Source organism: Thermogutta terrifontis (assembly GCF_002277955.1).
Taxonomy (GTDB): domain Bacteria; phylum Planctomycetota; class Planctomycetia; order Pirellulales; family Thermoguttaceae; genus Thermogutta; species Thermogutta terrifontis.
Map to the genome: position 1 here is coordinate 3,986,605 of NZ_CP018477.1, position 14,375 is coordinate 4,000,979.

At 56.1% G+C, this 14,375-nt stretch carries 10 protein-coding genes; 5 read left to right on the forward strand and 5 right to left on the reverse strand.

Annotation, left to right across the window (positions count from 1 at the left end; translation table 11 throughout):
* Positions 1-23: 23 nt before the first annotated feature.
* Both THTE_RS14790 and THTE_RS14795 read right to left on the reverse strand, forming a co-directional pair.
* Complete coding sequence (locus THTE_RS14790; protein WP_095416155.1) at positions 24-617, reverse strand: hypothetical protein; 594 nt, start codon at positions 615-617, stop codon at positions 24-26.
* 206 nt (positions 618-823) lie between these two features.
* Positions 824-1,177, reverse strand: coding sequence for a Flp family type IVb pilin (locus THTE_RS14795; RefSeq protein ID WP_157732133.1), 354 nt, complete (start codon positions 1,175-1,177; stop codon positions 824-826).
* An 839-nt stretch (positions 1,178-2,016) separates the two neighbouring features.
* Between THTE_RS14795 and THTE_RS14800 the strand changes: the two genes are divergently transcribed.
* On the forward strand, positions 2,017-3,801 hold the full coding sequence (locus tag THTE_RS14800; protein WP_095416157.1) for a chemotaxis protein: 1,785 nt from the start codon (positions 2,017-2,019) through the stop codon (positions 3,799-3,801).
* Here THTE_RS14800 and THTE_RS14805 read toward each other — a convergent pair.
* Positions 3,792-4,745: a serine/threonine protein kinase gene (locus THTE_RS14805; RefSeq protein ID WP_157732134.1), complete on the reverse strand. Its 954-nt coding sequence runs from the start codon at positions 4,743-4,745 to the stop codon at positions 3,792-3,794. The two genes, THTE_RS14800 and THTE_RS14805, sit on opposite strands and share 10 nt — an antisense overlap.
* Positions 4,746-5,051: 306 nt before the next feature.
* On the opposite strand from THTE_RS14805, the gene THTE_RS14810 reads away from it, so the two are divergent.
* The 4 genes from THTE_RS14810 (at position 5,052) to tatC (ending at position 11,465) form a co-directional block, all read left to right on the forward strand.
* Entirely contained in the window at positions 5,052-5,819 is a 768-nt protein-coding gene (locus THTE_RS14810; RefSeq protein ID WP_237260157.1) for an ABC transporter ATP-binding protein, read from the forward strand.
* 52 nt (positions 5,820-5,871) lie between these two features.
* Positions 5,872-8,253, forward strand: coding sequence for an ABC transporter permease (locus THTE_RS14815; RefSeq protein WP_095416159.1), 2,382 nt, complete (start codon positions 5,872-5,874; stop codon positions 8,251-8,253).
* A 12-nt stretch (positions 8,254-8,265) separates the two neighbouring features.
* Complete coding sequence (locus tag THTE_RS14820; protein WP_095416160.1) at positions 8,266-9,618, forward strand: efflux RND transporter periplasmic adaptor subunit; 1,353 nt, start codon at positions 8,266-8,268, stop codon at positions 9,616-9,618.
* Positions 9,619-10,109: 491 nt separating this feature from the next.
* Positions 10,110-11,465: a twin-arginine translocase subunit TatC gene (gene tatC / locus THTE_RS14825; RefSeq protein WP_168175868.1), complete on the forward strand. Its 1,356-nt coding sequence runs from the start codon at positions 10,110-10,112 to the stop codon at positions 11,463-11,465.
* A 422-nt stretch (positions 11,466-11,887) separates the two neighbouring features.
* On the opposite strand, the gene THTE_RS14830 is transcribed toward tatC, so the two are convergent.
* Together THTE_RS14830 and THTE_RS14835 are read right to left on the reverse strand one after the other, a co-directional pair.
* Positions 11,888-13,279: a phospholipase C/P1 nuclease family protein gene (locus THTE_RS14830; RefSeq protein ID WP_095416162.1), complete on the reverse strand. Its 1,392-nt coding sequence runs from the start codon at positions 13,277-13,279 to the stop codon at positions 11,888-11,890.
* Between the two features lie 77 nt (positions 13,280-13,356).
* The gene (locus THTE_RS14835; RefSeq protein ID WP_420823850.1) at positions 13,357-14,313 is read right to left on the reverse strand and encodes an NAD(P)-dependent oxidoreductase; all 957 of its coding nucleotides are present in this window, start codon (positions 14,311-14,313) and stop codon (positions 13,357-13,359) included.
* Between the last annotated feature and the right edge of the window lie 62 nt (positions 14,314-14,375).

The window sequence follows — 14,375 nt, forward strand, 5'->3', positions numbered from 1 at the left end:
AGGAATAGGGCGGGATGGCGAGATCAGTTCCCCGCTACAAAGGGGTTTATGATGCGCCGGGGCTGGGGACCGCTGGAGCCAGGACGTATTGTCACCTTGGAATCGCCACCGAGTTCCGAGGACACCGCGGGTGGAGTGCGGTCTGGCCCGCTGTTCGAATCGTTCCCGGCAAATGGATTGATCACAAGAATAGGCCGTAAGGCCTGCCGGAGACGATCGGACTTTTTCATATTCGGCCATGGCACCGACGAGTAATTCGTTGGCAGAATCTCCCCTTTGGCCAAAGCCTGCGCGATCCACCTGTAATTCCACCAGGTTTGTCGGGTCCACTGGTCGCCGTAGCGCGCTATATCTGAGCGATAGACCAAGCGGCCCCACCGCTGCACGGTATCAGGCGTGACTGTGATGACAGGAAACTGAGCGAAGTACGGCGCCATGTTCGTTTCGTAAGGAAGGAGACCCCGATCGAGGATGCAGGCGGGAAGGGGATATTGCGCCCACCTGAAGCCGGGCATTATATGCCAAGCGGGGACACACGCATCAGCCGCCGAAAGACCAGAGTATGCTGTTGTCGTCACAAGAAGGCATGCCCACGTGATACCGCAGCGAAACGACATGGTTGCGACTCCTGTGTAGTGCCTTCCAATCGCCCACCGGGCTTCGTCTTTTTCTTTAGCTTAATAAGCGGGGTCCGCGCAATCAAAAAGTCGGCTCTAACTGCCGACTTGGAGTTCCGCGGAGCATCTCCGCCGCCGGTATGCAAGGAACTGTCTGTGCCCTTGGCGGCGACACCGCGGCCGGTGTGCTTATCGCCACCCGAACTTCAGAAAGGTCGCTCCACAAGCGGACTGCAATCGCCGATCGGATCTTGATCCTGATCCAAGTCACCGTTAGCAAGCCGACGTTGGGCCATACCGGCGGAGTCCTGATAGGAGGAGCCGGAGGCACCGTCGGTCTCGCAATTGGGGATTTTGATTTCCCACGGGTGAGCGATCAGGTAAGACTGGTCGAGAGAGATGACGGCCTCCACGACATCGCCCAATTCGGTGATCACTCCATCCCGCACAGCGCTCAGGCCACCAACGATCCCAATGACGAGAATGGTGATCAGAAGGATCCATTCAAACGTCAAAACACCCTCTTCCTGCTTCAGATGTGCCAGCCAACGTGCCATCACGGTTGACCCTCCATTTTTGAACGTAAAACAGGGGACCCCAGTGGTTCCCAACCCGGTCGGCGCCGCCACGGCATTCGCGCGACCGTCCGCGCTCTGAGCTCCAGCGATCTGTACAGGCAGCACGATCACACGGCGTAGCGATTGTACGAGCAAACTCTGTGCCATGGCTTGCCCGTTGGCGCGATTTCACGGGCAAGTGCGTTGTTTCTTGGCCTGTTGCGGAACACTTTTCCTCAGAAACGGGGCGAAATCGGCACGCCCGAGAGAAGTCGTTATCAACCACCCTGACGCACGGTTGTGCGGTTTTCTATGTCTGGCGTTTAGAAAATGCAACATTGGTGGCCGGCGGAAGTAGATTTGGCGTTAACCGCACTGAACATCTTCGACATGGCCATCCGGCGTTGCAACCGAGTTCCAAATGCGCTCACCATGCTGAATATGCGGGTAGTCCCCGGCTGGGACTGAGTGTGGATATCCTGGCTCCGAATCCAGCGGACGGCGAATGTGACGTAGGTTATTGTGAAGCATGCCTCGGTGTTTCCCGCCTGTGAAAGCCAGCATCCTGAAAAAGGGGCACCAAATAATTATGGCTGTGGATTCTCTGAGGCTAAAAGTCTCGCCAGGAGAGAGTTTGACGAAACCTGATTATTGGCTGACTTTCTCGCAGGTGCCACCCTTCCGGCGTTAATGGTCCATCCAATGGGAACGGTCAAACGGGAAATCCGTGGGACCTGCAAATGGTAAGACGTTCTCCGCTGATAATTCGCCTTAGCAAGTGACAGACCGGCACGCAGAAATCTGTGCGCAAATCCTTCCGATTGGCTTGACGAGGTAAGTCCATGAGCAAGATCAGCCGTCTACTGTTGGAGAAAGAGATTTTGCTTGAAAGCGGAACCAACGAGTTGGAAATCCTCGTCTTCGATGTGGGAGACTACGTGTTTGGGGTGAACGTCGCGAAGGTCCGGGAGGTGTTGCCGGCGCCGGCGATTACTTATTTGCCAAATGCCCATCCAAGCATTCGGGGCGTTTTCAAACTGCGAAACCAGGTTGTTCCCTGCGTCTCGCTGGCAGATTTTCTCGGTGTGCTTCGATACGAGGGAGAAGGAGAGACAACCGCAATTCTCACGGATCTCAATCAGCAGGAGACGGCTTTTTTGGTGGATCGTGTGGAAAAGATTCATCGCCTGAGCTGGGAAGATGTTCTGGCCGTGCCAGGGTGGCGAGATCTCTCCCAAACACCGGTCACGGCTTTAGCTCGCTGTGAAGATCGGCTCATCCTCATGCTCGATTTTGAGATGATTCTCGATGAGGTGACCAGTCAATACTTTCGCACGGCCGCTGTGGACAATCCGGAGCAACTCCCGCGTCAGGAAGCGACCATCGTATTGGTGGAAGACTCGCCCACGGTTCGAGAGGCGATCCAGCAGACACTTCTGGGCAGCGGCTACTGTCAGCTGGTTGTGTTTGAGAATGGCAAACAGGCCTGGGAGTGGTTGGAACAACGAATCCGCGAACGACAAACCGATGCTTGTCCCGCGAGGCAAAACCTGCCGTGTGACCTTGTCATCGCCGATATTGAGATGCCTCAGGTGGACGGCCTTCATCTCACGAAGCGGATCAAAACGCATCCTCAATTGCACGACATTCCGGTCCTTCTCTACTCGAGCATCATCACTCCCGAGAATAGGCGGAAAGGGGAGGCCGTGGGAGCGGATGCCCAGGTGGCCAAGCCTGACCTCTGCCATGTCGTCGAATACGCCGACCAACTGATCTTTAAGTCAGGAAGTACAGAGACTCAGGATGTGAGCGATTCGTTTCCCTCGGATTCGACCCCGTCATGCTTTCCCGCAGCCGGGCACAACGAAAGGGAATGGGGTAAGCTAAAGCAGGCTGAGATGCCGTTCGATGAGTCCGCGCCAAACATGGCTCACATGGTCTGGCAGGAAAAGGAACCCCAAACCGAAACAGAGGAGATTCCCGAGGAAGGTCAGTCCAGTGTTGTGCGAGATGTCGTCAACAACACACCAGCAGACGCATCCAGGGAGACAACCCCCTCTGACCAATCAGCCTCGTCCCCTAACGAGACTGTAGCCGGCGAAAACCCGTCAGAGATCGCAGGCGGAGCGGGACAGTCTGGCACGCAGCAGGATCAACCAACTCCCGACGATGATGACTTCGAGATAACCAACTGTGTCGAGCCGCCAGAAGAGGTGGATCCTCACTTGTGGCAGACGTTCCTCCATGAATTGCGTCATCGTTCCCAGTTCTTGCGAAAATTGGTTGCTGAGCTTCAGAGACACGGAAAACCTGATCTGTCGTGCAATTTTGACATCGTGGTGGACTTGGCCCGGACTCTTCACACCATCAAGTCGGCCGCTATGGTGGTTCCGGTAGATGCGGTCGTTCGGGTGACACATTCCCTGGAGAGCCTTCTCGAAACGGCCACGCGTTCTGAGATGGCTTGGGACGTCACGGTGCTTGTCCGGTACTGCGACTGGCTGAATCTGTTTCTGAACTCCGCGGGATTGAGCTGGCAAGATTTAAACGAAATCGGCGAAAATCTCCTGCACGACCTGCGACGGATGATTCCGGCTGAACTACTGGGAGCGAACGTTCAGCAGTGACGGGAGAAGACGGTATTTGTGCCAGCGTGCTCTAAGGCTGCCGAATAGTCGCGATCGGTGAAAAATTCGATTTCCAGCGGATAGAGTGCCTCAATCAAAGCGGTCGCGGAGTGCGGTCGTCGTTCGGGAATCCGAGCGAGGAGGCTCCGCAGCAGCCGAACGAGTTCGCGAGGTAGTGTGCCACGCACAGTCTGTGCGGCCGGAAGACGCCAGGTACGGTGCAGTGCCACCAGTTCATCTAAAGTCTTCGCATTGGTGGGTCGTCGACCACAGAGCATTTCGTAAAGGATTACTCCCAAACTGAAAAGGTCGGACCGCGCGTCCGGCCTCCCGTCCATGGTCCACCACTCGGGTGCGATGTAATTAAGTGTCCCGGCAATGAGGCGCCGGCGACCTTGGATCTCGCTCTGGCGAACACAGAAGCCAAGGTCGATGAGCGTCACATGATAATCGGAATTGACGATAATGTTCTCCGGTTTAAGGTCGGCGTGAATCCATCCCGCTGCATGGAGAGCTGCCAGCCCCTCGGCAATCTGGCGTGTCAGCCAAAGGGCCTCAGCCGTTGGAAGAGGAGAACGCTGGCGGAGCAAGTCTCTCAAAGAGACGCCTTCCAGCCAGGGCATCACAACGTACTGAGGCGGGTGACGCAACTGCCATGCAAGTACCGGCACAATATGGGGATGAGTCACCATCCGTGCAACTTCGACCTCCCGGGCGAGAATTCGCTGGGCAATCGAAGAATCGAAACACTCGGGACGGATTGTTTTGACGGCGTATTGGGGTGGTGACCCCGGTGAAGCTGACGCTGCCTGGGCCTGATAAAGTTGCGTCCAGTTGCCTTCTGCCACCGGGCGGATGAGCACCCATTCGCCAAGCCGGCGCGCACTAACCGGCAATTCGTGGTGAAAGGATCGCTCGATGGATCCGGCACGCAGGACTGTCATGACTGACTCGCGGCGTTGGGAAGCACACACCAGGCTGGAACGACCTAGCTCAAACATCGGCCGGAGTGGCTTTGATGTGGAGAAACGGATCGGCGATGCGATCGTTTTGTTACGACCGTCGGGAACGGTACGGGCGAGACAATCATTTTTGCAAACAACTTCGGTTTACCGGTTCCTCCCAGTTCTTGTGGTATATTCCGTACAATAGCAAATTGTGGTGCTGCTCTTAACTGATGAGAAACACCGGGGGAACGGGAACAGGACGTTTCTTCCTCTTTTTCAAATGAGTTACCGGGAAGACCACTGATGCTGGGCCGATTTCTTGGTTGGACGCACCATGCAGCATCAAAACAGGCGATGACTGATTCGTCAGGCGACCTGTTACGGGTTGTGCAGGTCACGAAAGTCTTTCAAATGGGGGAAGTCATATTAGAAGCCTTAAAAGACGTCAGTCTGGACATTTATGAGGGGGAGTTCCTGGTCGTTCTGGGGCCGAGTGGCTCGGGTAAGTCCACGTTGCTCAATCTGATCGGGGGACTAGACAGGCCGACTGTCGGTCACGTGTTGTATAGAGGGATGGATCTTTCCACGTTTTCGCACGGAAAACTTACTTGGTATCGAAGGGAAGTGATCGGCTTTGTCTTCCAGTTTTACAATCTGATCAGCAATCTGACAGCGATTGAAAACGTCATGTTGGCGGCCAACCTGGTCACCTCACCGCTGGATCCCTATGAGGTGCTGGAAAAGGTGGGGCTTCGCGGACGGGCGAACAGTTTTCCCGCCCAACTATCAGGGGGCGAGCAGCAGCGGGTGGCCATTGCCCGGGCCTTGGTCAAGAATCCGCCCCTTCTTCTCTGCGACGAGCCGACCGGTGCACTCGACGATGTAACTGGAAGGCAGATTTTACGGTTGCTGCTGGACTTGTGCCGCGAAATGAAAAAGACGGTAGTGCTGATAACGCACAATACAGCGATTTCGCAGATGGCCGACCGGGTTGTGCGGCTTCGAAGTGGACGAATTGTCGAGGTTTTCCACCAACCCCACCCTTTGCCGCCGGAAAGCATTCAGTGGTAGGACGGCACAAACTGCTGGCCGGGTTTTTGCCCAAATTGCTTGAAACGAGCCTATGTTCGGTTTGCTCCATCGAAAACTGTTGAGAGAGCTGCTCGCTTCCGGGATGACGGTTCTGGCCATCGTCCTGGTGACGATGGTGGGCATCGCCTGCTTTGTTGCCATGCGGTCAGCGCATCGTAACCTGAGCTGGGCACGCGATTATTACTACTCCCGGGGACGCATGGCAGACTTTTGGATTTCGGTCAAGAAACTCCCGCGGGGAGAACTTGCCCGTCTGAAAGACGTTCCCGGAATTGTGGAGATCGAACCGCGCATCCGGTTCCCGGTGACCGTTGACCTGCCCGACCAGAACAAACCACTGGCGGGAGTCGCCATCAGTTTACCGGATAGCTTTCGTCCCACGCTCAATCAAATTGAGATCCTGCGTGGGGGCTATTTTACGGGCACCCAACCGAAGGAAGTGATCGTCAACGATGTCTTTGCGGAGGCGCATGGACTGCGGGTGGGAGACAAGATCACGCTCAACCTAGGACGGCGTCGAGAGGATCTGACCATAGTTGGCACGGCGTTCAGTTGCGAGTTTGTCTATCCGCTGGGGCCGGCAGCCATCGTTCCTGACCGGGAGGGATTCGGCATTTTTTATCTGAAGGACAGTTTTGCCCAGGACGTTTATGACATGGCGGGAGCAGCGAATGAACTCGTCGGACGGCTGACGCCCGCAGCTCGGGAGGCCGCGAGGACGATTCTTGCAGAACTTGAGCGCAGGATAGACGAATACGGAGTGATTTCCAATGTGCCTCTTGATGAATATCCATCGAACACTTTCTTGAGTCAGGAAATTGAAGGACTGCGAGCATTCGCGTTTATTATTCCGGCTGTATTTCTGATTGTTGCGGGAATTATCGTGAATATTGTCATGATTCGGCGGATAGAACAACAAAGAATTATTATCGGAACACTAAAAGCTCTTGGAATGGACGATCGCCTCATCGGCTGGCATGTCCTGGAATATGCTTTGGCGGTGGGAGCGTTGGGAGGAATTCTAGGATGTGGCCTGGGGCAGTGGCTGGCGAATTCGATGACCTACCTCTATGGCCGGTTTTATGAATTTCCGAGGCTACCAAGTCGGTGCTATCCTGACCTGCACATCGAGGCAGTGGCTCTGGCGATCTTGGCGGCTGCGGCGGGAGGATGGCAGGGAATGCGACGGTCTCTCACGCTGGAACCGGCCACGGCCATGAGACCCGCCGCGCCCCCTGTGGGAGGCAGTGTGTTTTTGGAAAGGTTGCGATTTTTTTGGCAGACGCTCACGCCGCCGTGGCGGATGGTGTTTCGGTATCTGCTCCGTCATCCTTTTCGCACCGTTGCGGGTCTCGTGACGGGACTCCTGGCGACGGCGGTGATGTCGATGATCCTATCACTGACGATCGGGATTGATTACTTGATGACGTTTCACTTCCAGTGGGTGTACCGCAGCGACGCGACACTGGTTCTGAAAAACGAGCAAAACGATACCGTCATGGACGAGGTGCGGCAGCTTCCGGGAGTTCGATGGGTCGAGCCAGTGCTGGCTGTCCCCGTGACTTTACGATATCAGGGACGCGAAAAGCTGACGGCGGTTACCGGCCTGCGGCAGGACCGCCGGCTCACCGTGCCACGCGATCGATTAGGTCATGCCATTGCGATTCCCCCGGTTGGATTCGTGATCAGTCGGCAACTGGCCCAGGAATTTGGACTTGCGGCGGGAGACGAGGTCGAGTGGCGTCCGGTCAAGGGCCGCCGGGAGTGGTATCGCTCTCCCATTACGTCGATCGCTGATGACTATGTGGGGACGGCAGTCTACGCGAATATCGCCTACCTAACACAGGTTCTGGGAGAGGAGTATCCGGTTAATCGTATCCAGATCAGCTTGGATCGAAACCCCCAGCAACGCCTGCGTTTTTTTCAATCGCTCAAGAAACTGGCAGAAGTAGAAGAGGTGCTCAACCATGCCGATATGAAGGCTAACCTGGAAAACACGTTGCTCCGCAACATTTGGGTGATTCTTTCTTTCGAAATTGGATTTGCCGGCTCTCTGTTCTTTGGTGCTTTGCTCAGCGCGGGAGTGATTGCCGTAGAAGAAAGACGGCGGGAATTTGGCGCTCTTTACGTGACCGGCTATACGCCGCTTCAAATTGGCGGATTGCTCGCTCGGGAACACTTGGTGATTCTGACCCTGGGGCTGATCATGGGATTGCCCTTGGGCTACGTTCTTGCGGACTACGTCGTCGCAACTTACCAGAGCGACGTGCTTCGCATGCCGCTTTTGTTTCCGCCTCGGGTGTGGTTGCTCACGGCATTCTGGGGAACGGTGTTTGCGGCGGCCTCTCACCTGGTCGTGGAAATAATGATCTGGCGAACCGCTTGGCTGGAAACCGTCAAGGCTAATGAGTGAGGGACAACGAGGATGGCAACGAGGAGAGCTTTTGCGGGAAGGGCGGTGCGGGTTCTGGGAACATCGTTCATTCTGTGTGCGCTGGGGCTGGTTCTGTACGTTCTTCTTCGAGGTGCGAACGAAAACAATCAGACCGAGGTAATTCCCTGCCGTCGTGGCACGATCAGGGAGTTTATCAGTGAACGGGGAATGACCCGATTGCCTGAAACCATCCTGATCAGCATGCCGTTTAACGGTCGGATTGAGGCCATCCCCTGGCGGGAAGGAACGAAGGTAAAAAAGGGGCAGGTTCTGGCACGAATCGTACCGGCGGATGTCGAGAACATGCTGGCCGAGGCAAGGGCAGTAGTGGCGCGTGTCGAGGCAGCCATTCGCACCAATCGAGACAATCGCGTGGAGGAGACGGCCCTTCAACAAGCACAGCAGTATGTGGAGTCAATGAAATCCACGGTGGAGGCAGCGGCAGCTCGGGCCAATGCCAGCGAGGCCCGATACAACTATGCGGAAACGCGTCTCAAACGGGTGACGGCCCTGGTGGGGTCGGGGGCCGCATCCCAGGACGATGTGGATCGTGCCCAATTAGCAAGCATCGAAGCCTCGCTCGGTTACCGTCAGGATCGCCTCGTCCATGCGGCGCTGTCTTCCCTTCAGGCTGCCACGAACCTTTTGCCCACTCTCATTCAGAGGTATATCGAACGCAAGTCCCTGGTTGAAGGCGAGCTTCAACAGCAACTGGCGGAAGCCCAGGCACGATTGAAAATGGCGGAGGAAAATGCACGACGGGCAGTCATGACAAGCCCCTATGACGGAGTCGTCCTTCACCGGTTTGTGAGCCATGAACAGTTTTTGACAGCGGGAACCCCACTTCTGGAAATAGGACGGTGGGAGGACCTGGAAGTGGAAGCCGACATCCTTACGGAGCAGGCCGTTCGCATCCGACCGGGCATGCCGGTAGATATTTTCCTGGGGTCGAGTGAGGACGTGCCGGTCTGCCAGGGGCAGGTCAGCGGTATTTATCCCGCGGCATTTACCAAATTGAGTTCACTCGGGGTGGAGGAACAGCGTGTCAAGGTGATTGTAACTCTAGCCCCGGAGACTATTGCAAAACTACGGGAGCAGTACAACGTGGGGGTTGGCTACCGGGTACGTGTCCATATCATCACGCAGGAGCGGGCCAATGTGCTGATTGTGCCCCGCATTGCCGTGGTGCAGCTTGATCAGCAGCGGTGGGCCGTGTGGATCCGAGAAAAGGGTGCCATTCGCCGACGGCTAGTCCAGGTCGGACTGATGAACGACCGTGAAGCAGAAATTCGAGAAGGGCTGAACGAGGGGGATGAAGTTGTTCTGACGCCAATAACGGAATAGGGGGCTTACCTGTCTGTCCTTTGCAAAATGGGAGGTCTCGGTGGCAGAACGGAAAACCGCTTTGCAAACCGGCTCATCGTCAATTCTTTTACGGTGCCAAAAAGGAGTGCGGAGCTTGACATCTGCTCGCGCGAGCCAACGCGGAGCGACCAGCGTGTCACGTCCACATCGTGCCCTCACGCAGTCCACTTCACCGAGTGTGTCCGTGTGATGAGTTCAGTTCCTGTTGAACTGTAGGGACAATTCATGAATTGCCCCTTCAGCACAATTATGCCTTTGCCATATTACTGCTTCCGGATAAAGGGTGGGGACGTGTTGGCCAGGTGGAGCGTTGCCGGGTGAGTGAGTCCGTGATACTATGGCGATATGGGAAGTTTGTCGTCGAATGTCGCACTGGACGGCAATAAGAAGAGGAGATTACCCCCATTACGTCTATGATCCGCCTCCTGCCCCCTCCGAAGTCCGACGAGGATCTCTTCCGAGAATCCACGATGACCTTCGGCGAGCATCTGGAAGAGTTGCGGCAGTCCTTATTCCGCGCTCTCTTGGGCCTCGCTGTTGGCGTGGTGATCGGCCTCATTTTTGGTAACTGGGTGGTCATGCTGATCCAGCGACCGCTGGAAAAAGCCCTCACCGAGCACTACATTCGGCTATCCCAGAGGGAAGTGGCACAACAAATTAAGACGTTACGTGCGGCTGGGGTGGAAACACCATTCACGGAAGAAGCCGCATCGCAGTTTGTGGTTTCGAAGCAGGTGCTCGCGGAGGAATACCTGGTTTCTCCCCGGGAGTTAGTTGTGCAGTTTGCATCGGCTCTCCAGGCGATGCGGAAGCGGTGGGAAGAGGATCAAAACGCCGTGGTCAGCCTCAAGAAGTTTTTGGAATCCCGGGAACCTCTTCCGCACGACACAAATCGTCTCGCGCAGCTTCTCCGTGGGTTTGACGTCCTCGAGTCTCGCTGGCCTGCCGTACTGGGCGAGATGGCGATAAACACGTCCTCTGGCCAGCCTACAGGTTTGCTTTCCACGAAAGAGATTGCAAAGCTGAAAGAGATGGTCGTAGCGGGGGGGGCCATCAGCGATGAGGCCCGGGAAAAGTTGGTTGACGCGCTGGGGCGAGTTTCCAGCCAGATTGAGAAGGGAATCGCTACGTTTCACCGGGAACATGGGAATCTGACGAGCCTGGCCAGTGTGGCTCTTTTGGAACCCGGTCGGGTCGACGATTCCGAACTGATGCACGTGTTTCTGTGGCGACCAGCGAAAGAAGACCCGAGGGTGAGAGCAAGGAGTTTGAGTGCCCACGAGGCGTTCGCCATCTACATGAAAGCGTCGTTCCTTTTTGGCGCGATCATCTCCAGTCCATGGGTGTTTTACCAGATATGGTCGTTTGTGGCGGCTGGATTGTATCGCCATGAACGGCGATTTGTCTACATCTTTTTGCCATTTAGTCTGGCCTTATTTCTTGCCGGGGCGGCGCTCGCGTTTGTGTACGTGTTCGAGCCGGTTCTCACCTTCCTGTTTCAGTTCAACGACTGGCTTGGAATTCAACTCGAGCCGCGAATCAGTGAGTGGTTGTCTTTTGTGCTCATCCTCCCGCTGGGATTCGGTATTGGCTTTCAATTGCCGCTGGTGATGCTTTTCCTGGAGCGGATTGGCATTTTCACACTGCAGGATTACTGGTCGCAATGGCGTATTGCAGTGGTGGTCATATTCATTATTGCGGCGATTTTGACGCCTCCGGATCCGTCGAGCCAACTTTTGATGGCCATTCCCCTCTGCCTCCTTTATTTTGGTGGAATGGCTTTGTGCAAATTCTTTCCCCGGAACATCAGCGCACCGTCGCGATAATTCAGCGCACAAGATTGGCCGTACCGTGGGATCAAGTTTATGAAGCCCATGGTTCAGGTCGCTCCGTTAATTGAGCCGGACGTCCAGCAAATACACCCGCCGACGGAATTGTCAGAGGTTGACGCAGGCAGGCTCGTCACGCTGGGCCACAAGACCTGCACGATCTCGTGAACCGTCTCACCCACTTTTTTGAAGTGTGTGCCAGACTCGATGCCCTATCGGGCCAGTTCGTGGATTGGCTCCACCATTCTAAAAAGTAGATGACGGAAACCGGTGGGTGAAATGGTTTATCCAATATGGCGATGTGCGCGTGACCGTCCGGACTCCCTCGGGGCAAAATTCCACCCCTGCGCACCGCCTTTTGGAGATGCGCGTCCCTTCCTAGCAGCAGACAACAGGTTACGATCAGCCAGCGCAGGGAATTATCGTGCCGGGATCACCCAGACTTTCTCGATCAGATTGGGAGCGTCATCCGTCCCAGAAATCTGGACGACCAACGTGGAGTGATCCTCATCGGCGGTCAATTCGACTTCGTAGTGTTTTTGGTCTGTTTGTGCGCCGTTTATCGACACCCGCACTGGTGCCACAGTTTTTCCGGGTTTTTGGGCGGGTTGGGCGATAAACGTGACTGTGGCGTTGGAAGATTTTAGCGCGGCGCCGCAACGATAGGTCGTGCCTGGCTTGATGACCATAGTCGCGCTTGTCCACACTTTGTTGGGGCCATTGGTTGTGACCGTCCATCGATCTGGGGTCTCGATGGGGAGGGTGCGGAGAGTGAAGTCGGGATTATAAACGAGGTTCTGGGGTGGATCGCTGGGGAGAAGCGGAATTTCGATCTGTTTGGCTTCCCCGTCAGCAAGAGTAACAGAAGCTTTGCCCGGTAATGCGCCGGGACGATACACCGCAAGCTCGTATGCTCCGGCTGGCAGATTATGGAACTCGGCTTTGCCCAGCCATTGGTCCGTGGTATTCGTGCTTTGGACCTGGGTGAGAGTGGAATAGGGCGAGCCGAGCAGGACGACACGGGCTTCCTGGTCATTGTTTTCCATGAGCTTGGGGGCTGAAACCAAGACAGTGAGATGAGCACTACCAGGCCCGGGGCCTGGTTTCAATCCAAGCGTGAAAACGGTATAGAGGACATCGGCGGTCACTCGAGCGGTTTCCAAGGCACTTTCCAAGATGATGGGTTCAACCTGGGAACGGTCCGGATTGGGCTGCGACACGAGCGGCAGTGCTCTTTCCGCGCGTTCTTTGGAGAATTCCACAAGCCGTTCAATTCGCTTCAGCAATCCGGCCAGGGCCTCCTCATCGGTGTGGCCGAGGAGTTTGGGCTGGTATCCTTTGATCGAGATGAGTTCTGCCTTAACCCAGTTTTCCAATTCCCCGTGGTGAGGGCAGTTCTCTTTCGCGTGCGGTGGAGCCCCCACGTCTTCCACAAAATGGACAAGCGGCCCCAGTTGACGGCAGGCGTTGGTGGGTGTCTCCGTGCGGAGCGCCAGGAGGGCATGGCGGAAATAAGGTTCAAAGGTTACCTTGACTGACGGCATGACGTGGCCCACATGCCTCGGAAGGTCGGGAATGAGAAGGAAATCATCGGCGTAGAAACTTCCCAGATCGCGTCCCCGATGATCGGGAAGCCAGCAGTACTCCTGGAGTGCCGCCAGGTTCGACTCGCCAAGCTTTTCTTTGACCTCCTCAAGATTGGGAAGAACTTCCAAAGCCGCGCGAGTGATCTGCGGATGCGGACCCCAGGCGTGGGCCGTTCCCACGACAAGACCAAGAATTCCCACAGCCAGACATGCATACCGGAGCATACCTCACCTCCAAGTCCTTGCGAATGACAACATGGTGCAGACTGCTGTAAGGCCGGAGCAAAACGACGTTCTTCTGGCTACCCCGTGGAGGAACCGGCCCAGGTGGGTGGGCGGTTGAGCCAATCAATATTGGAAATTCGTGCCAGGGCAATTTGAAGTGCGTGTGTCCCACTTCGCGCATGGCCGCATGCCGCGACCGCAAGATAGAGCTGTTCGGCGAGTGCCAGACCGGGCAGGACAAGCCCCATGCGCTTGGCCTCTTGGATGGCGATGCCAAGGTCCTTGATGAGATGTTCCACGTAGAAACCCGGTTCGAACCGATTTTGGATAATTCGGGGCCCCAGGTTAGAGATGGACCAACTTCCGGCTGCACCGGAGGCAACGGACTCGATCACTTTATTGAGATCGAGCCCCGCCCGATACGCATAGAGAAGTCCCTCGCACACGCCGACCATTGTCGAGGCGATGAGAATCTGGTTGGTCATTTTGGCATGCTGTCCTGCACCTGGGCCTCCATGATGGACGATGGTCTTGCCCATCAACCGAAAGCACGGCATGACCGCCTCAACAACATCTGGATGGCCGCCGATCATAATGGAAAGGCGCCCCTCACGGGCACCGACATCTCCGCCCGACACGGGAGCGTCCAGGGCGTGGCAACCTCTGGCCTGGGCAGCCTCGTGGATCTCGATGGCCAGTTTGGGTTCATTCGTGGTCATATCGACGACGATTCCCCCGGGCGCCAGGCCTTGAAGGACTCCCTGTGGGCCCAGGATCACCTCCCGGACGTCATGTGGGTACCCGACGATGGTGAAGACTATATCAGATCTTTCAGCAACCTGCTTGGGGCTGTCGGCCCAGCGTGCCCCGGCCACGAGCAGCCCCTCAGCTTTCTGACGAGTGCGGTTGAATACCGTGCAGGGATAACCTGCCTTCAGCAAATGACTGCACATCGCCGCCCCCATCACCCCGGTGCCAATCCAACCAATTCGGGTTCGGGAGGGATCTGCGGTTGGAACAGTCATCTGGGACATCCTCCTTTCTGGTGCTCTTTGTCCGAATTGTCAAACCACTCAGGTCCAACCAGATGATGAAA

Excerpts from the sequence above, each read along its gene's own strand:
- THTE_RS14810 (WP_237260157.1), top strand. The coding sequence starts at position 5,052 with ATGCTGGGCCGATTTCTTGGTTGGACGCACCATGCAGCATCAAAACAG.
- tatC (WP_168175868.1), top strand. The coding sequence starts at position 10,110 with ATGACCTTCGGCGAGCATCTGGAAGAGTTGCGGCAGTCCTTATTCCGC.
- THTE_RS14800 (WP_095416157.1), top strand. The coding sequence starts at position 2,017 with ATGAGCAAGATCAGCCGTCTACTGTTGGAGAAAGAGATTTTGCTTGAA.
- THTE_RS14790 (WP_095416155.1), bottom strand. The coding sequence starts at position 617 with ATGTCGTTTCGCTGCGGTATCACGTGGGCATGCCTTCTTGTGACGACA.
- THTE_RS14835 (WP_420823850.1), bottom strand. The coding sequence starts at position 14,313 with ATGTCCCAGATGACTGTTCCAACCGCAGATCCCTCCCGAACCCGAATT.
- THTE_RS14830 (WP_095416162.1), bottom strand. The coding sequence starts at position 13,279 with ATGCTCCGGTATGCATGTCTGGCTGTGGGAATTCTTGGTCTTGTCGTG.
- THTE_RS14805 (WP_157732134.1), bottom strand. The coding sequence starts at position 4,745 with ATGACAGTCCTGCGTGCCGGATCCATCGAGCGATCCTTTCACCACGAA.
- THTE_RS14815 (WP_095416159.1), top strand. The coding sequence starts at position 5,872 with ATGTTCGGTTTGCTCCATCGAAAACTGTTGAGAGAGCTGCTCGCTTCC.
- THTE_RS14820 (WP_095416160.1), top strand. The coding sequence starts at position 8,266 with ATGGCAACGAGGAGAGCTTTTGCGGGAAGGGCGGTGCGGGTTCTGGGA.